The sequence below is a fragment of the Pseudomonas sp. FIP_A4 genome (assembly GCF_036701605.1).
Classification (GTDB): Bacteria; Pseudomonadota; Gammaproteobacteria; order Pseudomonadales; family Pseudomonadaceae; genus Stutzerimonas; species Stutzerimonas phenolilytica.
This window is the reverse complement of record NZ_JAYDXP010000122.1, coordinates 394,371-417,052: the sequence shown is the minus strand read 5'-3', so window position 1 is coordinate 417,052 and position 22,682 is coordinate 394,371. Positions and strand designations below refer to the sequence as shown.

Genomic DNA, 22,682 nt, shown 5'->3' with positions numbered 1-22,682 from the left:
TTGCCCAAGCGCTACGGGTTTCGCAACCGCTACGGCTGATGTACGGCGCGGTAGATGCGAAAACCGTCGGCCTCGGCGAGGGTCTGGCAGTGGCCCAGATGGGTCTCGATCAGCGGCGGATAGCGCAGAAAGGCGTTGGCCACCAGACGCAGCTCGCCACCAGCGGCCAGGTGCCGCGCGGCGCGTTCGAGCAGCGCTTCGCTGGCCTCGTAACTGGTGTGCACGCCGTGGTGGAACGGCGGATTGCTGACGATGGCGCTCAGCTCGAACGGCGCCGCGTCGATGCCGTCGCCGGCGATCAGCGTCGCCTCCAGACCGTTGGCGGCCAGGGTCAGGCGGCTGCTCTCGAGGGCGAAGGCATCCACGTCCAGCAGGAACAGCTCGCTCTGCGGATAGCGCCGCTTCAGGGTGGCACCGAGCACGCCGGCGCCGCAGCCGAAGTCCAGCAGTCGGCCGGTCGCGGGCAGGTCGTCGAGGTGTTCGAGCAGCAGGGCGCTGCCGCGATCCAGCCGGCCGTGGCTGAACACCCCGGGCAGACTGACCACCTGCAGCGGACCGTCCGCCAGCTCCAGCTGGAAGCGTTCGGCCAGCGCGCTCAGCTCGGGGTGGGCCGGGGTCTGCTCGACCTGCACCTGCCAGAGCTGGCAATGCCGCGCGCTGTCGAGCTTGCGTGCATGGCCGAAGGCGGCCAGCTGGCGCGCGGCGCGCTCCACGCCGGCGCGTTTCTCGCCGACCAGATACAGCGGGCGGCCGGCGAGGCGCGCGGCCAGCGTCTGCAGCAGGTACTCGGTCAGCTCGCGGGATTTGGGCAGGAACAGCACGGCGGCCTCGAAGTCGCCGGCCGGCGCATCGACGCCGAAGCTGCAGCGTCCGGCAAAACGCCGCTGCAGACGCTGCTGCTCGCCCGCATGCCAGCTCCAGCCGGACGCCTGCGGCAGCTGACCGAGCAGGTCGTCGGCCGGCAATCCGGCCAGCAGCAGCTTGCCGTCGAACAGCTGCGCCTGCCGCAGCAATACTTCGCTTCGCGGGTCCATGAGGCCTCCGAAAAAGCGGCGAGCTTAACAGCCTTTACCCACCGCCATCAGCGCCCGTCGCTTCAGTTCACCTGCCGCGTCGGCGTGCCGGTGGCGAATGCCGTGGCGTTCTCCGCCAGCTGGCCGACGATGCGCTGGCGTGCCTCGCGGCTGCCCCACGCGCTGTGCGGCGTGACGATCAGCCGTGGCACATCGGCGGCCAGCAGCGGATTGTCATCGCTGGGTGGTTCGCTGGTCAGCACGTCGGTGGCCGCGCCGCCCAGGTGGCCACGGCGCAGGGCGTCGGCCAGCGCCTGTTCGTCGACCAGCCCGCCGCGCGCCGCGTTGATCAGAAATGCGCTGGGCTTCATCAGCTGCAGTTCGCGCGCGCCGATCAGGTTGCGGGTCTGCTCGGTCAGCGGGCAATGCAGTGTCAGCGCATCGACCTGCGGCAACAGCTCCTCCAGATCCAGGCGTCCCGGACGTGGCGGACGCCCCGGCAGGTTGCCGGTCAGGACGCGCATGCCGAAGGCTTCGGCCAGGCGCGCCACGGCGCTGCCGAGTTCGCCGTGACCAAGCAGGCCGAGCGTCTTCCCCTCCAGCTCGACGATTGGGAAATCCAGCAGACAGAACTGCCCGCTCTGCTGCCAGCGCCCGCCGGCGACGGCGGCCTGGTAGTCCGGCAGGCGGGTAGCCAGAGCCAGCAGCAGCATCAGCGTGTGCTGGGCCACGGTCGGCGTGCCGTACGCCTGGCAATTGCAGACGGTGATGCCGCGCCGGCGCGCCGATTCCAGGTCGACGTTGTTGGTGCCGGTGGCGGCGATCAGGATCAGCTTGAGGTCGGGGCAGCGGGCGAGCGTTTCGTCGGTCAGGGCGAGCTTGTTGACGATCGCCACCTGCGCACCCTGCAGGCGCTCGACGATCTCTTGCGGCGCGCTCTGCGTGTGGCAGATCAGCTCGTCGAAGGCGGTCCGCAGCGGGGCGAGATCGAGATCACCCTGGTCAAGCGGGGCGAGATCGAGGAAAACGGCGCGATAAAGGGTCATCAACTGTACCTTTCGAAGTGGCACGGACTGGTCGAAAATACAGCCCGAGACGAATGAGCGAGGGATAGATCGTGTACTGGATGGAGTTTCTGACCGTGGCGTTGGTGCATCTGCTCGCTGTGGCCAGCCCCGGACCGGATTTCGCGGTGGTGGTGCGCGAGAGCGTGACGCAGGGGCATCGGATCGGCAGCTGGACGGCGCTGGGCGTCGGCTGCGGCATCTTCCTGCATGTCGCCTACTCGCTGCTCGGGATCGGCCTGATCGTCTCGCAGTCGATCGTCCTGTTCAACCTCTTCAAATGGCTGGCGGCCGCCTATCTGCTCTATCTGGGCTGGCGTGCGCTGCGTGCCCGGCCGCAGGCACCGACCGACGTGACGGCTGCCGGTGGAACGGTACGTTCGGCCGGCAGCGCCTTCGCCATGGGCTTCGTCACCAACGGCCTGAATCCCAAGGCCACGCTGTTCTTCCTGTCGCTATTCACGGTGGTGATCGACCACGATACGCCGCTGTTGGTGCAGGCCGGCTACGGCGCCTACCTGGCGATTGCGACGATCTGCTGGTTCCTGCTGGTGGCCTGGCTGTTCAGCCGGGCCCGCGTGCGCGCTGGCTTTGCGCGCATGGGGCACTGGTTCGACCGCGCCACCGGAGCGCTGCTGATCGCCCTCGGCGCACGGCTGGCACTCAGCGAAATTGGCTGAAGCGCCATGGTGGCACGACGGAAAAATCCTACTTTGGACTGATTTTGCCCCGCTTGCGACGCTCTAGAGTGCAGCTACAACTCCAAGAAAAAGGATGCCCTCATGCTGCAGACCCGCGTGATCAAGCCCGCCGCGAGCGCCTATCAATACCCTCTGTTGATCAAGCGCCTGCTGCTGTCGGGGCTGCGTTACGAGCGCAGCCGCGAGATCGTCTACCGCGACAAGCTGCGATTCGACTACCGCACACTCAACCAGCGCATCGCGCGGCTGGCCAACGTGCTGACCGCCGCTGGCGTCAAAGCGGGCGATACGGTGGCGGTGATGGACTGGGACAGCCACCGCTACCTCGAATGCATGTTCGCCATTCCGATGATCGGCGCGGTGGTACACACCATCAACGTGCGCCTGTCGCCGGACCAGATCCTCTACACCATGAACCACGCCGAGGACCGCTTCGTGCTGGTCAACAGCGAGTTCGTGCCGCTCTACCAGGCCATCGCCGGGCAGCTGAGCACCGTGGAGAAGACCCTGCTGCTCACCGACGGTGAGGCCGTCACGACCGATCTGCCGGGCTGCGTAGGCGAATACGAAAGCCTGCTGGCGGCGGCCGAGCCGCATTACGACTTCCCCGACTTCGACGAGGATTCGGTCGCCACCACCTTCTACACCACCGGCACCACCGGTAATCCGAAGGGCGTGTACTTCACCCATCGTCAGCTGGTGCTGCATACGCTGGCGGCGGCGGTGACCGTCGGCTGTCGCGAGAATCCGCAGCTGATGGGCGCCGGCGACGTCTACATGCCGATCACGCCGATGTTCCATGTGCACGCCTGGGGCCTGCCGTACGTCGCTACCATGCTCGGCCTCAAACAGGTGTATCCGGGGCGCTACGACCCGGATTTCCTCATCGAGCTGTGGCGCCGCGAGCAGGTGACCTTCTCCCACTGCGTGCCGACCATCGTGCAGATGCTGCTCAATGCCAAGGCCGCGCAGGACGTGGACTTTGCCGGCTGGAAGATCACCATCGGCGGTAGTGCGCTGACGCGCGGGCTCTACGACGCGGCCCGTGCCCGCGGGATGAACCTGATCGCCGCCTATGGCATGTCGGAGACCTGCCCGCTGATCTCCGGTGCGCACATTAACGACGAGCTGCTCGCCGCCGATGACGAGACCCGTATCGCCTATCAGCTCAAGGCCGGCGTGCCGGTGGTGCTGGTGGACGCCGCGATCCAGACGCCGGATGGCCGCTTCCTGCCCGCCGACGGCGAGTCGCAGGGCGAACTGGTGCTGCGCGCGCCCTGGCTGACCCAAGGCTATTTCAACGAGCCGGAGAAGAGCGAGGAGCTCTGGGCGGGCGGCTGGCTGCACACCGGCGATGTGGCGGTGATCGACGAGATGGGCAACATCGATATCCGCGACCGCCTCAAGGACGTGATCAAGACCGGCGGCGAGTGGGTTTCCTCGCTGGCGCTCGAAGGGCTGATCAGCCAGCACGCGGCGGTCCGCGAAGTGGCGGTGGTGGGCGTGCCGGACGAGCGTTGGGGCGAGCGGCCGTTCGCCCTGCTGGTGCTGCGCGAAGGGCAGACGCTGACTGCCCAGGCGCTGAAGACCTTCCTCGAGCCCGCCGTGGCGCAGGGGCATATCAACAAGTGGGCAGTGCCGCAGCAAATCGCGGTGGTCGGCGAGATCCCCAAGACCAGCGTGGGCAAGCTGGACAAGAAGCGTATCCGCGTGGATATCGCGCGCTGGCTGGAGGAGGGGCACGCGGCGATCTCGGGCCTCTGAGACTGCGGCTGACGTCCATGGGGCGCTCCTGTTAGGGTCGATACACACCGTCGACAGGAGCCCTCCGATGATTCACGGCAAGACACTCGAAACCTGGTGCGCCAGCCACCCGCTGCTCAGCGAGCTGCTGGCCCTGCGCGAAACCGCCTGGTTCAACCCGGCCATCGCGCCGGTCGCGACGGCACTGGCCGATGTCGGTCTGACGGCGGAGGACGTCGCCGCGACCAGTGCCCGCCTGCAGCGCTTCGCGCCCTATCTGGCCAAGGTCTTCCCGGAAACCGCGGCGGCCGGCGGCATCATCGAATCGCCGCTGGTGCCGTTGCCGACGCTGGGGCGTCAGCTGCTGGACGAGATCGGCGTGGCCGCGGGCGGCGCGCTGTGGCTGAAGGCGGACAACCAGCTGCCCATCTCCGGCTCGATCAAGGCGCGCGGCGGTATCCATGAAGTGCTCAAGCACGCCGAAGATCTCGCGCTGCAGGCAGGCCTGATCCGTCCCGGCGATGATTACGCCGCGCTGGCCAGCGACGCCGCCCGGGCGTTCTTCGGCCGCTACCGTATCGCTGTCGGGTCCACCGGCAACCTGGGCCTGTCGATCGGCATCGTCAGTGCCCGGCTGGGCTTTCAGGCGACCGTGCACATGTCGGCGGACGCCCGCCAATGGAAGAAGGACCGGCTCAGGGCCAGCGGCGTGACGGTGATCGAATACGCCTCGGACTACAGCGTTGCAGTGGCCCAGGGGCGCGAACAGGCGGCGAGCGATCCGAACTGCTATTTCGTCGACGACGAGAACTCGCCGCAGCTGTTTCTCGGTTACGCGGTTGCCGCCGAACGGCTGGCGCGGCAGTTCGAGCAGGCCGGCATTCAGGTCGATGCCGAACACCCACTGTTCGTCTATCTGCCCTGCGGCGTCGGCGGCGGTCCCGGTGGGGTTGCCTTCGGCCTCAAGCTGGCCTTCGGCGATGCGGTGCATTGCCTGTTCGCCGAGCCGACCCACTCGCCGTGCATGCTACTGGGCGTCTACAGCGGGCTGCACGATGCGGTCTGCGTGCAGGATTTCGGCATCGACAACGTCACCGCCGCGGATGGGCTGGCGGTCGGGCGACCGTCCGGTTTCGTCGGCAGGGCGATGCAACGGTTGATCGACGGCTACTACACGGTGACGGATGAGACGCTCTCGCGCCTGTTGGCCAGCGCCTGGGAGCTGGAACAGGTGCGCCTGGAGCCTTCGGCGCTGGCGGGGATGCCGGGCCTGCAGCGCGTGCTGCGCGCGCCCGACTATTTGCAGCGGATCGGCGTCGATCCGGCGCGGTTGGCGCGGGCGACGCATCTGGTCTGGGGAACCGGTGGCAGCATGGTGCCGGACGCGGAGTTCGCCGCCTATCTGGCCCAGGGGCGCGCGCTGCAACGGTAGGCATGAACCGGTGCGTCCCACGCCGCGCGGTTCTGCTGCCTTGGTTGCAGTCCTGCGACGTTGGCCGGTGTTAATCTAGCGCTGCGTTCGGGGCGCGCCGGCACGCTGCGCGCCCTGGTCACTGACGAAACGAAGGAAGTCCATATGAAAAAGCTGAACTTGACTGCCGCTGCGGTGGCCGTTGCCCTGCTGGTCGGTTGCACCACCAACCCTTACACCGGTGAACGCGAAGCCGGCAAGGCTGGTATCTATGGCGGCATCGGGGCGGTCAGCGGCGCGGTGATCGGTGCGGCGACTTCCAGCAAGAAGGACCGTGCCAAGGGCGCGCTGATCGGTGCGGCAGTCGGTGGCGCGGCCGGTGGTGGCTACGGCTATTACGTCGACACCCAGGAAGCCAAGCTGCGCCAGACGCTGCAGGGCACCGGCGTGCAGGTGCAGCGTGAGGGCGACAACCTGACCCTGATCATGCCGGGCAACATCACCTTCGCCAGCAGCTCGGCGGACATCGCCAGCAACTTCTATCCGACGCTGAATTCGCTGGTACAGGTGTTCAAGGAGTTCGACAAGAACGGTGTGGATATCGTCGGCCACACCGACAGCACCGGCTCACTACAGCTGAATCAGGACCTGTCCAACCGTCGCGCGCAGAGCGTGGCGTCCTACCTGATCAGCAACGGCGTGCCGTCCTCGCGCATCTCCGCCTCGGGTGTCGGCCCGAGCCAGCCGGTCGCCAGCAACGACACGGCCGCCGGCCGCGCGCAGAACCGCCGCGTCGAGATCAATCTGCGTCCGCTGTAACGCCCGCAACATCCGGCGGAGCCGCAACGGCTCCGCCACTGCCGGAAAGCCGGCGTCATGGAATTCTCCCGCCGTTCGTCGCACGGAACCTCTGTCCGCTTCGTGACTCTCAAGCACTTGAAGCACGCCAGTAATGGCGCAGAGGAGGTCGAATGGATGATCGTCCCGCTCTCCATTCCCGCAAGCCTTGGCTGCCATTGTTCGTCACGCTGGCGTTGATGGCGGGGCTTGGTGGATGGATCGGCTGGCAATGGCATGCTCAGGAAACGCGCAACCGCATCGAGCAGGAACAGCGCTTCACCTTTGCCGTCGATGACATCGAGCACACGCTGCGCGAGCGCATGCGTGCCTATGAAATGGTCCTGCGCGGCGTGGCCGGTCTGGTCGCGGGTAGCGACAGCGTTTCCCTGGACGATTGGATGCGCGCGGCCGATCAGCTGCAGCTGCAGGATTTCTACCCGGGCATCCAAGCGGTGGCGCTGGCGCGCTATGCCACCAGCCAGACGGTCGAAGCGCAACTGCAGGCGATCCGCAAATCCGGGCGCGAGCGCTTTCGCATGTATCCGCCCGGCGTGCGCGACGAATACCTGATCGTCGACTACATCCATCCCGTCGACTGGCGCAACCGTCGGGTGTTGGGGTTCGATCTGTTCAGCGAGACGTTCCGGCGCGAGGCCGCTGCGGCGGCGCGAGATAGCGGCAATCCGGTCCTGACCGGGCCGTTGCGGCTCAAGCAGGAAACCGAGCAGAACGTGCAGACCGGCGTGCTGCTCTACCTGCCGCTGTACCGCGCCAACGCGCCGACCACTACCGAGGAGGAGCGGCGCAGCGCCTTTGTCGGCACCTTGCATGGCGCCTTCCGGTTGACCGACCTGATGGAAGGCATCCTCGGTTCGCGCAGCAGCGCGCTGCAACTGCAGCTACGGGACGCCGCTGCACCCGACGTGCCGCTGCTCGCCGGGCGCCGGCCGGCCAATGAGGAGGCCGGCTTCCAGCGCACGCGCAACATCTACATGTATGGCCGCAGCTGGCAGCTGAAGGTGGCGAGCACGCCCGAGTACGAAGCGGTGCTGCGCCACAGCAATCGCACGTTCGATCTGGTGTCGCCGCTGCTCGCGGCTGCGCTGTTCTCGCTGCTGATCGGCGGCTATCTCTATCTGCGCGAGCGCGCGTTGCGGGCCAGCCAGCGGTTGAGCGTGCAGGCGCAGGAACGCGAGGCGCGCTTTCGCCAGCTCATCGAGCAACTGCCGGTGGCCACCCTGCTGTGCAATGCCGCCGGACGGATCGAGCTGGCCAACCAGAGCGCCGCCAGCCTGCTCGGCTCCAACGCCGGGCTGCTGGCCGGCGAGCGGGTCAGCCGCTACCTGCCGTTCCTGCTGGGCGGCGATTCGCTGGCCCAACGCAGCGGGCTCCATCAGCAGGAAACCCAGGCGCTGCGCGAGGACGCCAATCCGGTGCCGGTTGCGCTCAGCCTGACCAGTTTCAACCATGACGAGGCGCGCTACTACGTGCTCAACCTGCTCGACCTGCAGGCGCGCAAGCGCGACGAAGAGCGATTCCGCAACGTGGTCGAGGCGTCGCCCAATGCCTTCGTGCTGGTCGACAGCGAAGGACGCATTGTCATGGTCAATCGCCAGACCGAGTTGCTGTTCGGCTATGAGCGCGAGCAGCTGCTCGGCCAGCCGGTCGAATTGCTGTTGCCTGAAGCGGCGCGCGAGGCTCACCGGGGGGTTCGCCAGGCATATGTTGCGCATCCCGAACCGCGGCGGATGGGCGGCAACCGCGAGTTGTTCGGCCGCCATCGCGACGGCAGCCAGGTGCCGGTGGAGATCGGCCTGTCGCCGCTGCGCCGCGGCGACGAGCAATTGGTGCAGGCGGTGATCATCGACATCAGCCATCGCAAGGCGGCCGAGCGCCGCCTGCGTGACCAGGCCGACCAGCTGGTGGTCGCCAATCGCTACAAGTCGGAATTCCTCGCCAACATGTCCCATGAGCTGCGCACACCGCTCAACAGCATCCTGATCCTCAGCGACCAGCTGCGTCAGAACGGTGCCGGCAACCTCACCGACAAGCAGGTACGGCATGCCGACATCATCTACCGCGCCGGCCACGATCTGCTGCAGCTGATCAACGACGTGCTCGACCTGGCCAAGATCGAGGCCGGGCATCTGCAGCTCAAGCTCGAGCCGCTGAATCTGCGCGACCTGTTGGCCGAGACCGAGGCGGCGCTGGCGCCGATGGCGCAGCAGAAGGGCCTGAAGCTGACGCTGGAAGTGGCGTCGAACGTCCCCGAGCGGCTGGAAAGCGACCGCCTGCGCCTGCGGCAGATACTGCATAACCTGCTGACCAATGCGCTGAAGTTCACCGAGCACGGCGAGGTGCAGGTACTGGTGCGTTGCCTTGCGCAGGGCGGCGCGAGTGGTGGCGATACGTTGCAGATCGAGGTGCGCGACACCGGCATCGGTATCGCCCGGGACCAGCATGAGCGGATCTTCCAGGCCTTCCAGCAGATCGATGGCTCGATCAGCCGGCACTACGGGGGTACCGGCCTGGGGCTGGCGATCACCCAGCAGCTGGTGACCGTACTGGGTGGCCGGATCGAGCTGCAGAGCGAGCCGGGAAAGGGTTCGCGCTTCACCGTCGAGCTGCCGCTGCCGGAGCGTCGCCTGGCGCTGCCGAGCACCGAGCGGCCACGCGGCGACGAGCCGAGCCTGCTGATTGTCGAGGGCGATGGCGTGTTTGCCGCGCTGCTCGATGAAGTCGGCCAGAGCCACGGCTTCGTCAGCACGCGCTGCGCCACCGGCAACGAAGGACTGGCGATGCTGCGCGAACGGCGTTTCGCAGCAGTAATACTCGACATCCTGCTGCCGGATATCAGCGGCTGGCAGGTCTATCGCGAGCTGCGCGCCGAAGAGCGTTTGCAGGGATTGCCGGTCGCGATCATTTCCAGCGTGCCGCAACCGGGCGACTGGCACGACGATGACGCGCGCTACCTGACCAAGCCGGTCGACCGGGTGACGCTCGAACAACTGTTCATCGAGCTGCGCCGCCAGGGCCACAACCCGCTGCGCCTGCTGCTGGTCGAAGGCGATCCGCAGCGGCGACGGGAGATTCGCGACTGTTTCGAGACGCTGGGCTACAGCGTGACGGCCACCGGGCACAGTGAGTCGGCGCGCCTGGCGTTCGCCGAGCAGGCGTTCAGTGCGCTGGCTATCGATTTCGATCTGGCCGATGGCAACGGCCTGGAGCTGCTCGAGGCGCTCGAGCGCCTGCGGCCGCTGCAGGGCATGCCGGTGCTGGTGAGCAGCCAGGCACCGCTGGACGACGAGCAGCTACAGCGTCTGCGGCGCTATTCGGCGGTGCTGCTGGCGAAATCCGACAGCCCCGAGCGCATCGGCGAGTTGGTGCGCCAGGCCTCGGCGACGGAGAGGTCCGAGACGATGCACCAGACTCCGCGCCCGGAACTGGGTCGTCAGGTGCTGCTGGTCGGCGACGACGTGCGGCTGATCTATTCGCTCAGTGCCGATCTCGATCAGCTGGGCCTGCAGGTCGAGCCGGTGACCAGTGCCGAGTCGGCGCTGGCACGGTTTGCCGAGGGTGCCTTCGATCTGGTGCTGCTGGACATGAGCCGAGCGGACGCGGAAGGTGTGATGTTGCCCGCCGCGCTCAAGGGCGAACACGGCTGCCAGGTGCCGATCATCGCCCTGGCCGAGGATGCCGGCGAGGAGCAGCGCCAGCGCTGTCTGGCGCTCGGCGCCGATGATGTGCTGGCCAAACCCGTGGAGCGCGCCGCGTTGGCGACGCTGTTGCAGCACTGGCTGGGCCTGCAGGCGGAGCAGGGCAAGGCTGAAGAGGAGTAGGGGAGCGGTGGGAGTAGACGCTGGATTGGCCGCAAACAGGTACGGCGCCGTGACGCGCGAGGGTGCCCGCGTGCACGTGCGCACAGCGATGCAGGGAGGCTTCTATGGGCCGAGCGCAGCTTAGAACGCAGCCGCGCAGCCGCACGCTGCTGGTGGTGGATGATCGCGAGGCCAATCTGGTCGCGATGGAGGCCCTGCTCGGCGACGGCGACTGGCAGGTGCACAGCGTCAATTCCGGCGAGGCGGCGCTCAAGGCGCTGCTCGAACTGGACGTCGAGCTGGTTCTGCTGGACGTGCAAATGCCCGGCATGGATGGCTTCGAGGTCGCCCGGCTGATGCGCGGCAGCCCGCATACGCGCTACACGCCGATCATTTTCGTTTCGGCCATTGCGCACACCCGCGAGTCGGTGCTGCGCGGCTACGCCAGCGGCGCGGTGGATTTCATTCTCAAACCGTTCGATCCACAGGTGCTCAAGCACAAGATCAACACGCTGCTGGCACACGAACACAACCGTCGCGACCTGCAGTTGCTTTCCCAGCAGCTCGACAGTGCCCGGGCCTTCAACGCCTCGGTGCTGAGCAACGCCGCCGAGGGCATCCTGGTGGTGGGTGAGGACGGCTATGTCACGTTCGCCAATCCGGCCATCGCCGAGATGCTGCACGCCCGCGTGGAGGACCTGCAGGGCACCGCGCTGCTGGCGCATTTGGCGGTGCCCGAGGTGGGCGTGCCGTGGCGCGAGTCGGAGTTCTACGAGCACTGGCGCAACGGCGCGACCTACCGTCTGCACGAGGCGCAGCTCTACAAGAGCGACGGCTCGACGCTGCCGGTGGCGCTGTCCAGCTCGCCGTTGCCACGCCAGCAACGCTCGATGGTGGTCATTGCGCTGGATATGTCGGTGGTGCGCAACCTGCACGTGCAGCTGGAGACCCAGGCGGTGACCGACTCGCTGACCGGGCTGCTCAATCGCCGCGGTTTCCACCAGGCGCTGGAGTCGGCGCTGGCGCGGGTCGACCGCAACGGCAAGCGCATGGCGATCCTGTACATCGACCTGGACGGCTTCAAGCGCATCAACGATTCACTCGGTCACGACGCCGGCGACGAGATCCTCTGCAAGGTGGCGCGGCTGTTGGAAACCTGCATGCGGCCCTACGACATCATCGCGCGCATGGGCGGCGACGAATTCACCGCGCTGCTGGACTCGCTCGATCATCCGGAAGATGCGGCGCGCGTGGCGGAGAAGCTCATCGAGCTGATCTCGGTGCGTCACCGTGTCGAAGGCACCGAGGTCACCCTGGGCGCGAGCATCGGCATCGCGCATTTTCCCGACAGCGGGCAGAGCGTCGACGAGCTGCTGCGCTCGGCGGACATGGCCATGTACGAGGCCAAGCGTGCCGGGCGCCGGCAGTATCGCTTCTTCTCCGACGAGATGAACGGCCGTGCCCACACGCGCCTGATGATGGAGGAGAACCTGCGCAGCGCCATCGAACGCAACGATTTTGAGCTGGCCTACCAGCCGCAGATCATGCTCGAGAGCGGCCGGCTGCGTGGTTTCGAGGCATTGCTGCGCTGGCCCAACGGGCAGAGCGGGCAGGTCGAGCCGGGGGTGTTCATTCCGCTGCTGGAGGAGACGCGGCTGATCGAGCGAGTCGGCGACTGGGTGCTGCGCGAGGCCCTGAATCAGCATCGCCTGTGGCCGCAGGCGCTCGACGAAGGGCTGATTCTCAGCGTCAACGTCAGCCCGGTGCAGTTTGCCCGCGCCGGCCTGCTGGACAGCCTCCAGCGCCTGCTCGACGAGTACCAGCTGCTGCCGGCGCAGCTCGAGCTGGAGGTCACCGAAGGCACGTTGATGCAGGATCTGGAGCAGAGCTGCGACAAGCTGCGGCGCCTGCGCAAGCTGGGGGTGCGCGTGGCGATCGACGATTTCGGCACCGGCTATTCGTCACTGGCCTACCTGCGCCACTTCGAGCTGGACACGCTGAAGATCGATCGCTTGTTCATCACCAACATGCTTGACTCTCCACGCGATGCGGCGGTGGTCAATGCCATCATCGACCTGGGACGCAACCTGGGGCTGGAGGTGATTGCCGAAGGCGTCGAGAGCCTGGCGCAGCGCGAGTGGCTGCTCGCCAATGGCTGCGATGTGATGCAGGGTTTCTTGGTCTCGCCGGCGGTCGCCCCGGCACAGGCAACCGCCTTTCCGGCGCGGGTGAGCTGGGAGTCGTGCTGAGACCGCCTCAGCGCGGCGGGAATTGCGCGTGCAGGCTGGCCAGCTGGGCATCCTTGGCGGTCCACAACTGGTTGACCCACTGCTGGAACGCCAGCCGATACGCCTCGTCCTGATCGTAATTGCGGCCGAGAAACTCGCCCGGAATCTCCCGCCGTTCGATGCGCAGCACCACCTGGCGGATGCGTCCGGCGAGCAGGTCCCAGAAGCTGGGGCGACCGTCGGGATAGTGGATAGTGATGTCGATCAGTGCGCTCAGCTGTTCGCCCATCGCGTCGACCACGAAGGCGATGCCGCCAGCGCGCGGCTTGAGCAGGTGGCGGAACGGCGAGTCCTGCTGGTCGTGCTTGGCGGGTGTGAAACGCGTGCCTTCGAGGAAGTTGAACACCGACACCGGATTGGTGCGGTAGCGCTCGCAGGCGCGGCGGGTGGTGGCGAGGTCCTCGCCGCGTTTTTCCGGGTGCTTGGCCAGGTATTCCTTGCTGAAGCGCTTCATGAAGGGGAACTCCAGCGCCCACCAGCACAGACCGATGACCGGCACCCAGATCAATTCCTGCTTGAGGAAGAACTTGAGGATCGGCATGCGGCGGCTGAGCTGGTACTGCAGCACCAGAATGTCGGCCCAGCTCTGATGGTTGCTGGTGACCAGATACGAATGGTGCATGTCGACCAGCTCGCGGCCTTGGACATTCCAGTCGATGGTCCGCGCCAGGTTCATCCAGAAGCTGTTCACCGACATCCAGGATTCGGCGATCCAGTGCATGCCGTAGCGCAGCGTGCGCTGGATCGGCGCGAAGGGCAGCACCAGCTTGAGCAGGGCGAGGGCGAACAGTGGCCAGCACCAGAACAGGGTATTGAGCGCGAGGATAAGCGCGGAAAGTACGCCGCGCAGCGGCGCGGGAAGAAAGCTAAGCATGGCTGGCTCATCGATACGGCTGAGTCGAGTCGCCAAGAGTAGCGATTATGCAGGCATCTGTAACTATCTGAAGTGACAGTAAAAAGCCCGCCCGCGCGAGGCGCGGGCGGGCTTTTTGGGGCGCGGACGTCAGGCTTTCCGGTTGGCCGCCTGCAGTGCGGTGAGGGCGATGGTGAAGACGATGTCCTCGACCAGCGCGCCGCGCGACAGGTCGTTCACCGGCTTGGCCAGGCCCTGCAGCATCGGGCCGACGCTGAGGCAGTTGGCGTTGCGCTGCACAGCCTTGTAGGTGGTGTTGCCGGTGTTCAGGTCGGGGAAGATGAACACGGTGGCTTGACCGGCGACCTTGCTGTCCGGCGCCTTCTGCTTGCCGACGCTGAGTACCGAGGCGGCGTCGTACTGCAGCGGGCCGTCGATCGGCAGCTGCGGTGCGCGCTGTTGGGCGATGCGGGTGGCTTCGGCGACCTTCTCCACCTCGGCACCACTGCCGGAGCTGCCGGTGGAGTAGCTGATCATCGCCACGCGCTGCGGCACGCCGAGGGCGGCGGCCGATTCGGCACTTTGCAGGGCGATTTCGGCCAGTTCGGTGGCGCTCGGGTTCGGGTTCACCGCGCAGTCGCCATAGACCAGCACCTGATCCGGCAGCAGCATGAAGAACACCGAGGACACCAGGCTGTAGCCCGGCGCGGTCTTGATCAGCTGAAGGGCTGGGCGGATGGTGTTGGCTGTGGTGTGCACGGCGCCGGAAACCAGGCCGTCCACCTCATCCAGCGCCAGCATCATGGTGCCGAGTACGACGGTGTCCTTGAGCTGCTCGCGCGCATCTTCGGGCGTCAGGCCCTTGGCCTTGCGCATTTCGCACATCGGCTCGACGTAGCGGTTGGCGATCAGATCCGGATCGAGGATTTCCAGGCTGGCAGGCAGGTTGATGCCCTGCTCGCGGGCGACCTGCTCGACTTCGGCCGGCTTGGCCAGCAGCACACAGCGGGCGATGCCGCGCTCCTGACAGATGGCCGCGGCGCGAATGGTGCGCGGCTCGTTGCCTTCCGGCAGGACGATGCGCTTGTTCGCGTCTTGCGCACGCTTGACCAGTTGATAGCGGAACGCAGCCGGCGACAGACGCGGCTCGGCACGCGGGACGCTGCAGCGGGTGTGCAGGAATTCGGGGTGCAGGTGCTTGGCGATGTAATCGGTGACCAGGCTGGCGCGCTCGATGTCGTCCGACGGGGTTTCCTTGTTCAGGCCGAACAGGTTGTTGGCCGTGTCATAGGAGTTGGTGCTCACCATCATCACCGGCAGGCCACCGGCCAGTGCGGTCTTGCACAGTTCGAGAATGCGCGGGTCCGGCGTGAAGTCGCCGGTCAGCAGCAGGCCGGCGAGCTTCTCGCCGTTGAGCGAGGCCAGGCTGGCGGCGAGGATGATGTCGTCGCGGTCGCCGGGCGTCACCACCAGTACGCCAGAGCGCAGCAGCTGCACGGTGTTCGGCACGGCGCGGGCGCACAGCACGATCTTGCCGACGCGGCGCTGATCGGCTTCGCCGGCGTTGAGCACCTGCGCACCGAGCAGTTCGACGATGTCACGGGTACGCAGCGCGTTGAGTTCTTCGGCGAAGGGAATAGCGCCGAGCAGCTGGAAGTCGGAGCTGCCGAGCAGCGGCAGATGTTCCTTGAGGCGCTCGACGAAGGCCGGCACGCCGTCCTCGCTCTTGACCTTGTTGAGGATCACGCCGAGCACCTTCGGGTCCTTGGCGCCGCCGAATTGCTGCGCCTGGATCTCGATGCGCTCGGCCATGCGCTTGATGCTGTCCTTGCCCTGGGCGGCGATCAGGATGATCTCGGCGTCCAGGCTCTTGGCCAGCTGGGTGTTGATGCGCGAGGTGTAGTCGGAGCTGGTGGTCGGCACCATGCCTTCGACGATGACCACGTCCTTGCCGGCAGCGGCCTGCTGGAAGCGGCTGACCACTTCCTCGAGCATCAGGTCCAGCTCGCCGTCGGCCAGCTGGCGCTCGACCTGTTCCAGCGCCAGCGGTTCGGGCGAGGGCAGGTTGAGGGTCTTTTCGACGAGGATGCAGGAGCGCTCACGGCCCTGGTCGACCGGGAAGGGTTGTGCGATCGGTTTGAAGAAACCGACCTTCAGGCCGGCGCCTTCGAGCGTGCGAATCAGGCCGAGGCTGATGGAGTTCAGACCGCCGCCGAAACCGGTTGGGGCTAGAAACAGAGTGTGCATGGGTTCTCCTTCAGGGGAGCGGGGAGCTCTGGCTGCAGAATGCGGGTCCGCAGGCGGGACGAGCGAAGGCCCGGCGACCTTTCGGTCTCCGGGCCTGCGAGACAGGCATCCCGCCTGTCGGGGGCGAATCAGGCGTCGAGCAGCGCAAGGGTGTCCAGAGCGATCTGGCGCTCTTCGTTGGTCGGCACCACCAGGACGCGACGGCTGCCTTCGGCCTGGATCTCGCCGGACACACCGCGGGTGCAGCGGGCGTTGGCCGCGTCGTCAAGCTTGAAGCCGAGCAGCTTGAGGTGCTGGAGGGTGCGTTCGCGCACGGCAGCGGAGTTTTCGCCGATGCCGCCGGTGAATACCAGGCCGTCCAGGCTGTCCAGGCCGCAGGACATGGCTGCCAGCGACTTGGCCAGGCGATAGCAGAACACCTCGAACGCCAGCACGGCGCCCGGATGACCGGCATTGCGGGCGTCGGCGAGGGTGCGCATGTCGTTGGACAGGCCGGACAGGCCCTTCAGGCCGCTTTCCTTGTTCAGCAGGTTGTCGATCTTGGCCAGATCCCAGCCGAGGGTGCGGTTGAGGAAATAGTGCAGGCTCGGATCGACATCGCCGCTGCGGGTGCCCATCACCAGGCCTTCCAGCGGGGTCAGGCCCATGCTGGTGTCGCGGCTCTCGCCGTTCTGCACCGCACAGGTGGAGCAGCCATTGCCCAGGTGAGCGACCAGCCAGCCGCTGTTCTCCACCGGCAGGCCGGTCATTTCGGCGGCGCGTCGGCTGACGAAGCGCAGGCTGGTGCCGTGGAAGCCGTAGCGACGCACGCCGTGCTCCTCATAGAGGAAGCTCGGGATCGCATAGCGATAGGCATGCGGCGGCATCGTCTGGTGGAACGCGGTGTCGAACACGCCGACCTGCGGCAGTTCGGGGAACAGGTTGATGGCTGCGTGGATGCCGCTCAGGTTGGCCGGGTTGTGCAGCGGTGCCAGCTGGATGTTGGCTTCGATGCTGGCCAGGGTTTCGTCGGTGAGCAGAGTGGAGGCGAAGAACTTCTCGCCGCCGTGCACCACGCGGTGGCCGATGCCGTCCAGATGACCGCCGGCGGCGTCTTCGACGCGCGGCAGGATCTGCGCGAGCGCGGCCTGGTGGTCGGCGTTCGGCACCTTGACGCTTTCCTTGCCGGCAGCGCTCTCGAAGTGGATGACAGCCTCTGCGGTACCGATGCATTCGGCGAGACCTTGCAGCGGGAAGGTAGCTTGCGCTTCGTTGACCAGGGCGAACTTGATCGACGAGCTGCCACAGTTGATCACCAGGATGTTACGAGCCGGCATCGGTGCTCCTTGATTCACTGAAAGTTATTGATATGAAGTGACAAAAGAATCTCAGGCAGCCGGATTCTTGCATAACCATAGTAAAAGCGATGCCATCCAAAGGTTGTAGTCGGGCTGTCGATGGCACTACACGATTTGCTCATCGGGAACCACGCTGTCCGTTGCTCGGCCTTCGGTTCACATTCGGCCTGGCGCGCGGTTAGACTGTGTCGTCCATTTCCCCAAGCAAAGGTTTGAGCCCATGCTGATCGCCGCTAACAAGGCTGTCTCAATCGACTACACCCTCACCAACGACGCCGGTGAGGTGATCGACAGCTCCGCCGGCGGCGCGCCGCTGGTCTACCTGCACGGTGCAGGCAACATCATTCCCGGCCTTGAAAAGGCGCTGGAAGGCAAGCAGGGCGGCGACCAGATTCAGGTCACCATTGAACCGCAGGACGCCTATGGCGAGTACAGCCCGGAACTGGTCGCCACGCTGAACCGTGCCATGTTCGAAGGCGTCGACGAGCTGGAAGTCGGCATGCAGTTCCATGCCTCCGGCCCGGATGGCGGCATGCAGATCGTCACCATCCGTGACGTCGAGGGTGATGACGTGATCGTCGACGGCAACCATCCGCTGGCTGGCCAGCGTCTGAGCTTCGACGTCAAGATCGTCAGCGTCCGCGACGCCAGCGAAGAAGAAGTGGCCCACGGCCATGTGCATGGCGAAGGCGGTCATCACCACTGATCGGCACGCCCGCGGCGCCGGTCATTCGAGACCGCGCCAGGTCGAGCTGATCGTGTAGAAGGCGCTCCGGTCGCGGCCGGGGCGTTTTTTTTTGTCTGGAGGGAAGACATGAGCGCATTTCATCAATTGGTCCTGCCGGGGCTGGGTGGTCAGGAGCTGCCGCTGGCGTCGTTCGGCGACAAGCTCACGCTGGTGGTCAACGTTGCCTCGCAATGCGGTTTGACGCCCCAGTACGCGGGCCTCGAGCGACTGCACCAGCAGTATCGCGAGCGTGGCTTCAGCGTGCTCGGCGTGCCGTGCAACCAGTTCGCCGCGCAGGAGCCAGGCAGCGACGAAGAGATTCGTGCGTTCTGCAGCCTCAATTACGGCGTCAGCTTCCCGCTGACCGGCAAGCTCGAAGTCAACGGGCCGCAGCGTCATCCGCTGTATCGCCTGCTGGCAGGCGAGGGGGCGGACTTTCCTGGCGACATCAGCTGGAACTTCGAGAAATTCCTGGTCGACCGTGACGGCCGCGTGCTGGCGCGTTTCTCGCCACGCACCAGCCCGGATGACCCGGCGCTGATCCAGGCGATCGAGGCGGCGCTGCCCTGATCCCCACGCCCCGGCGTCTGCAACGGGCGTCGGGGTATCGGGATTGCGCGCTCGCCGAGAAAGCCGGTAGCGCCTTCGTAACACATCGCGGCCGATAAGCCCGGGTGATGATTCTAGGCTGGCGAGACGACCGGTCATATCCTCGCCGCATGACCACTCAAACCCGCAACGACAAGCACGCATTGATCCTCGCCAGGGGTGCCCAGGTGATGATTCGTCGCGGCTATCACGGCACCGGCGTGCAGGAGATCGTGCAGGCCGCGGGCGTACCGAAGGGCTCGTTCTATCACTACTTCGCCAGCAAGGAAGACTTCGCCCTGCAAGCGCTCGAGGCGTTGTATTGCCCGCGCCTCGAACGTTACCGGGTGGCGCTCAACGAGGCGCCCGGCACCCCTTGCCAGCGCATTCTCGCCTATTACCGCGAGCTGACCGCGCACTTCTCGCGCCAGGAAAAGCCCGAGTACCACTGCTTCATCGGCAGCCTGAGTTTCGAGATGGCCGAGCTGTGTCCGCCCATCGGTCAGAAGGTATTGGCGATTCTCGGGCAGTCGGTCGAGCTGCTGGCCGACTGCCTGGAACAGGCGTGTCGACAGGGCGAAATAGCCGCCGACAGTGATTGCGCCGCCATCGCCGAATTCATCGGCAACGCCTGGGAAGGCGCGCTGCTGCGCATGAAGGTCAGCGGCAGCGTGACGCCGCTGCAGCGTTTTCTCGATCAGCTGGCGCGGCTGCTGGAGTGCCAATGAGCCTGCGCCCCGCACCGTCGCAACACACACAACAGGAGAGTCGCATGACCGCTACCGCAAATGCCTTGTTCCAGCCGTTCGAGCTGGGTTCGCTGCACCTGCCGACCCGCGTGGTGATGGCACCGATGACCCGCTCGTTTTCGCCCAACGGCGTGCCGACCGCCGATGTGGTCGAGTACTACCGGCGGCGGGCGGCATCCGGGGTGGGGCTGATCATCACCGAGGGCACCACGGTCGGACACGCGGCCGCCAACGGCTATCCGCAGGTTCCGCGGTTCTATGGCGCCGATGCACTGGCCGGCTGGAAGCAAGTGGTCGACGCCGTGCACACCGCCGGTGGACGCATCGTTCCGCAGCTCTGGCACGTCGGCAACGTGCGCCGCATCGGCACCGAGCCGGAGGCGAGCGTGCCGGGGTACGGCCCGATGGAAAAGCTCAAGGACGGCCAGGTCGTCGTGCACGGCATGACCAAGCAGGATATTCAGGACGTCATCGCCGCGTTTGCCCAGGCCGCCCGCGATGCTCAGGCGATCGGCATGGACGGTGTGGAGATCCACGGCGCTCACGGTTATCTGATCGACCAGTTCTTCTGGGCCGGCAGCAACCAGCGTATCGACGAATATGGCGGCAGCCTGGCCAACCGTTCGCGCTTCGCCATCGAACTGATCCAGGCGGTACGCGCGGCTGTAGGGCCGGACTTCCCGATCATCTTCCGCTTCTCGCAGTGGAAGCAGCAGGACTACAGCGCACGGCTGGTGCAGACCCCCGAGGAGCTGGGCGAATTCCTCGCGCCGCTGTCGGCGGCGGGTGTGGATATTTTCCACTGCTCGACGCGGCGTTTCTGGGAGCCGGAGTTCGAAGGTTCGCCGCTGAACCTCGCTGGCTGGACGCGCCAGCTGACCGGCAAGCCGACCATCACCGTGGGCAGCGTCGGCCTGGACGACGAGTTCCTGCAGTACATGGTCAAGACCGACAAGGTCGCCCAACCGGCGAACATCGAAGGTCTGCTGGAGCGCCTGAACCGGCAGGAATTCGATCTGGTCGCGGTGGGGCGTGCGCTGCTGGTCGATCCGGACTGGGCGCAGAAAGTGCGCGAAGGGCGGATGCAGGATGTGCTGCCGTTCAGCCGCGAGGCGTTGAAGACGCTCGCCTGACGCATTCGTCGCGATGCAAAAAAGGCCGGAACGCTTGCGGCGTTGCGGCCTTTTTCTTTTTCGCCCGGCGCTAGCTCGGGCGTTTGGCCAGCGCGTGACTTTGGCCACCTTCGCGGACCCACAGCAGGGTCGCTCCGGCGACGGCGGCCGGCATGATCAGCAGGTTCAGGCCGGGCACCAGCAGCGCCGCATAGGTCACCGCACCGAAGCTCAGGCTCTGCCAGCGGCGCTGGCGCAGCCAGGTCAGCATCTCGGCCCAGCTCACCCGGTTGTTGTCCGCCGGATAGTCGATGTACTGCACGGCCATCATCCAGACGCCGAACAGCAGCCACAGCGGCGCGGCGACAAGGTTCAGCACCGGAATGAACGACAGCACCAGCAGCGCCAGCGCGCGTGGCGCGAAATAGGCCAGCTTGCGCGCTTCGCGGGCCAGGGTGCGCGGCAGCATGGCCAGCAGTTCGGCCCAGCTGAACGGCGGCGCCGTATCCTCACCGCGCGCCACCACCTCGACCTTCTCCGCGAGGAAGCCGTTGAACGGCGCGGCGATGACGTTGGCGAGCAGGGTGAAGGTGAAGAACACCATCAGCACGACCAGCGCGACGAACAGTGGCCAGAGCAGGTATTCGAGAAAGGTCAGCCAGTCCGGCAGGCTCGGCATGAACGCCTCGACCCAGAGTCCGAACTGACGCATGGCGAGCCAGATCAGGCCGACGAACAGCAGCACGTTGACGGTCAGCGGCAGGAGCACGAACAGCCGCAACCCCGGGCTGAGGACCAGTTTCAGGCCTTCACGAAGGTACTGCGGGCCGGAAAGGGCGGGCAACGACATGCGCAAGCTCCAGCAGAGGAAAACGACGGGACCATACCGGCTTTGCCCGACGGCGCAAAGTCGCGTCGGCGAGCGATAGGCTAGGTCTATGAAGAGGATGGACGGGTTGAATTTTACCGGGCAGCGCGGGGTGCCTAGAGTGGCGCCATCGGTTTCCCAAGGGCCATCCACTCACAGCCTTCCCCTAGCGCTTTGGGATGGCCCTTTTTTCTTCTGGCGACGCGGTGCTCAGCGCCGGCTGAGCGGCTGCCGGTCGAAGCGAACGCCCGGCAGGCCGGTTTCCATCAGCGCGCGGATGTTGCGATGGTCGGAGCCGGTCGGCGAGGCCAGTACGGCCTGGTAGTGCTCGCCGAAGGCCAGCAGCGCTTCCTCGGTGGAGAAGCCTTCCAGCAGCGCGAGGCCCAGCGTCTTGCAGGAACCTTCGTTCTCCCCCGCGGCGTTTTCCACACCACCGTTGATGAAGCGGCTCGGCTGGTAGTCGTAGTGCTCAGCGATGAACGCCAGCGTGGCGCTGAACGGGTGGTTGCGGTTGCGCAGGCTGGCGCGGAAGTCCTTGAGGCTGTTCATGGCTTCTGGCCCTTGTCGAAGGCGGCCTGTTGCTCGGACGTCGCTTCCTTCTGGTAGCGCTTCTTCCATTCGGCGTAGGGCATGCCGTACACCTCCTCGCGCGCCTCGTCGACGCTGACGGCGACGTCGAGGTCGTCGGCGGCGGCCTTGTACCACTTGGACAGGCAATTGCGGCAGAAGCCGGCGAGGTTCATCAGGTCGATGTTCTGCACGTCCGGACGGCTGCGCAGGTGCTGGACCAGGCGGCGGAAGGCGGCGGCTTCCAGTTCGGTGCGTTCTTGCTCGTTCATGTCTGCTTCTCGGCGTTGGCTGAGGTGGGCCGGATCATAACCTCGGTGTTGGGCAGCGACCAGCCTCGCCAGTGCCGGCTACGCGAGGCGCTGAGCCGTCGCGCTTCAGTCGCGGTGCGCGGCCAGGGTGATCGAGACGGACTCGGCGAAGCGCAGCGCGTGGGGCTTGTCGACTTCCACCTCGGCATAGCGCACCTGCGGGTGCTGCATGATCAGGTCGAGGATTTCCTGGGTGAGGCGTTCCAGCAGGGCGAAGCGGTTGTCCTCGACGTGACGGATGATCGCCTTGGTGATGGTGCGGTAGTTCAGCGCGTGGTCGATGACGTTGTCACGCACCGCATCGGCGGCGGGGTAGAGCATGGTCAGGTTGATCAGCACGTCCTGCTTGTTGAGGATCTCCTCTTCCTTGATGCCGATGAACGTGCGCAGGCGCAGGTCTTTGACGCGGATGCGTGCCATCGAGGGTTCCAGTCTGGGCATGGGG

Annotated in this window: 19 protein-coding genes; 10 read left to right on the top strand and 9 right to left on the bottom strand. The window is 66.2% G+C overall.

Features of this window, described 5'->3' with window-relative positions; translation table 11 throughout:
* Positions 1-29: 29 nt before the first annotated feature.
* Both U8L64_RS12070 and U8L64_RS12065 read right to left on the bottom strand, forming a co-directional pair.
* Positions 30-1,034 (bottom strand): class I SAM-dependent methyltransferase, encoded by a 1,005-nt coding sequence (locus U8L64_RS12070; protein WP_077683655.1) that lies wholly within the window; start codon positions 1,032-1,034, stop codon positions 30-32.
* Between the two features lie 62 nt (positions 1,035-1,096).
* Positions 1,097-2,059 carry a 2-hydroxyacid dehydrogenase gene (locus U8L64_RS12065; RefSeq protein WP_333397650.1) on the bottom strand — a complete coding sequence of 321 codons (963 nt, stop codon included), beginning with the start codon at positions 2,057-2,059 and terminating at the stop codon, positions 1,097-1,099.
* Positions 2,060-2,130: 71 nt separating this feature from the next.
* Between U8L64_RS12065 and U8L64_RS12060 the strand changes: the two genes are divergently transcribed.
* From U8L64_RS12060 to U8L64_RS12035, 6 genes are all read left to right on the top strand, one after another.
* The gene (locus tag U8L64_RS12060) at positions 2,131-2,757 is read left to right on the top strand and encodes a LysE family translocator (protein ID WP_333397648.1); all 627 of its coding nucleotides are present in this window, start codon (positions 2,131-2,133) and stop codon (positions 2,755-2,757) included.
* A 102-nt stretch (positions 2,758-2,859) separates the two neighbouring features.
* A complete protein-coding gene (locus U8L64_RS12055) occupies positions 2,860-4,542 on the top strand; it encodes a fatty acid--CoA ligase (RefSeq protein WP_333397646.1) in 1,683 nt (560 codons plus the stop codon).
* A 67-nt stretch (positions 4,543-4,609) separates the two neighbouring features.
* Entirely contained in the window at positions 4,610-5,953 is a 1,344-nt protein-coding gene (locus tag U8L64_RS12050) for a D-serine ammonia-lyase (RefSeq protein WP_333397644.1), read from the top strand.
* Between the two features lie 144 nt (positions 5,954-6,097).
* The gene (locus U8L64_RS12045) at positions 6,098-6,751 is read left to right on the top strand and encodes an OmpA family protein (RefSeq protein ID WP_043295864.1); all 654 of its coding nucleotides are present in this window, start codon (positions 6,098-6,100) and stop codon (positions 6,749-6,751) included.
* 152 nt (positions 6,752-6,903) lie between these two features.
* The gene (locus U8L64_RS12040; protein WP_333397642.1) at positions 6,904-10,611 is read left to right on the top strand and encodes a CHASE domain-containing protein; all 3,708 of its coding nucleotides are present in this window, start codon (positions 6,904-6,906) and stop codon (positions 10,609-10,611) included.
* A gap of 104 nt (positions 10,612-10,715) precedes the next feature.
* Complete coding sequence (locus U8L64_RS12035) at positions 10,716-12,839, top strand: two-component system response regulator (RefSeq protein ID WP_043295866.1); 2,124 nt, start codon at positions 10,716-10,718, stop codon at positions 12,837-12,839.
* Between the two features lie 7 nt (positions 12,840-12,846).
* Here U8L64_RS12035 and U8L64_RS12030 read toward each other — a convergent pair whose 3' ends face one another.
* The 3 genes from U8L64_RS12030 to U8L64_RS12020 form a co-directional block, all read right to left on the bottom strand.
* On the bottom strand, positions 12,847-13,752 hold the full coding sequence (locus U8L64_RS12030; protein ID WP_054093618.1) for an acyltransferase: 906 nt from the start codon (positions 13,750-13,752) through the stop codon (positions 12,847-12,849).
* 129 nt (positions 13,753-13,881) lie between these two features.
* The gene (pta, locus tag U8L64_RS12025) at positions 13,882-15,978 is read right to left on the bottom strand and encodes a phosphate acetyltransferase (RefSeq protein WP_077683649.1); all 2,097 of its coding nucleotides are present in this window, start codon (positions 15,976-15,978) and stop codon (positions 13,882-13,884) included.
* A gap of 128 nt (positions 15,979-16,106) precedes the next feature.
* The gene (locus U8L64_RS12020) at positions 16,107-17,294 is read right to left on the bottom strand and encodes an acetate kinase (protein WP_043295869.1); all 1,188 of its coding nucleotides are present in this window, start codon (positions 17,292-17,294) and stop codon (positions 16,107-16,109) included.
* A gap of 241 nt (positions 17,295-17,535) precedes the next feature.
* Between U8L64_RS12020 and U8L64_RS12015 the strand changes: the two genes are divergently transcribed.
* The 4 genes from U8L64_RS12015 to U8L64_RS12000 all read left to right on the top strand — a co-directional run bounded on the left by U8L64_RS12015 (position 17,536) and on the right by U8L64_RS12000 (position 20,512).
* A complete protein-coding gene (locus U8L64_RS12015; protein ID WP_043295870.1) occupies positions 17,536-18,021 on the top strand; it encodes an FKBP-type peptidyl-prolyl cis-trans isomerase in 486 nt (161 codons plus the stop codon).
* A gap of 108 nt (positions 18,022-18,129) precedes the next feature.
* Positions 18,130-18,612: a glutathione peroxidase gene (locus U8L64_RS12010; RefSeq protein ID WP_077683648.1), complete on the top strand. Its 483-nt coding sequence runs from the start codon at positions 18,130-18,132 to the stop codon at positions 18,610-18,612.
* Positions 18,613-18,761: 149 nt separating this feature from the next.
* Positions 18,762-19,358, top strand: a complete 597-nt coding sequence (locus U8L64_RS12005; protein ID WP_054093620.1) for a TetR/AcrR family transcriptional regulator — start codon at positions 18,762-18,764, stop codon at positions 19,356-19,358.
* A 44-nt stretch (positions 19,359-19,402) separates the two neighbouring features.
* Positions 19,403-20,512 (top strand): NADH:flavin oxidoreductase, encoded by a 1,110-nt coding sequence (locus U8L64_RS12000; RefSeq protein ID WP_333397633.1) that lies wholly within the window; start codon positions 19,403-19,405, stop codon positions 20,510-20,512.
* Between the two features lie 70 nt (positions 20,513-20,582).
* Here U8L64_RS12000 and cysZ read toward each other — a convergent pair whose 3' ends face one another.
* The 4 genes from cysZ to folX form a co-directional block, all read right to left on the bottom strand.
* A complete protein-coding gene (cysZ, locus tag U8L64_RS11995) occupies positions 20,583-21,341 on the bottom strand; it encodes a sulfate transporter CysZ (RefSeq protein ID WP_273527685.1) in 759 nt (252 codons plus the stop codon).
* 228 nt (positions 21,342-21,569) lie between these two features.
* Complete coding sequence (locus U8L64_RS11990; RefSeq protein WP_237264561.1) at positions 21,570-21,908, bottom strand: HopJ type III effector protein; 339 nt, start codon at positions 21,906-21,908, stop codon at positions 21,570-21,572.
* On the bottom strand, positions 21,905-22,198 hold the full coding sequence (locus tag U8L64_RS11985; protein ID WP_003287201.1) for a DUF1244 domain-containing protein: 294 nt from the start codon (positions 22,196-22,198) through the stop codon (positions 21,905-21,907). The genes U8L64_RS11990 and U8L64_RS11985 overlap by 4 nt, the downstream gene beginning before the upstream one ends.
* Before the next feature lie 105 nt (positions 22,199-22,303).
* Positions 22,304-22,678: a dihydroneopterin triphosphate 2'-epimerase gene (gene folX / locus U8L64_RS11980; RefSeq protein ID WP_003287200.1), complete on the bottom strand. Its 375-nt coding sequence runs from the start codon at positions 22,676-22,678 to the stop codon at positions 22,304-22,306.
* Positions 22,679-22,682: the final 4 nt, after the last annotated feature.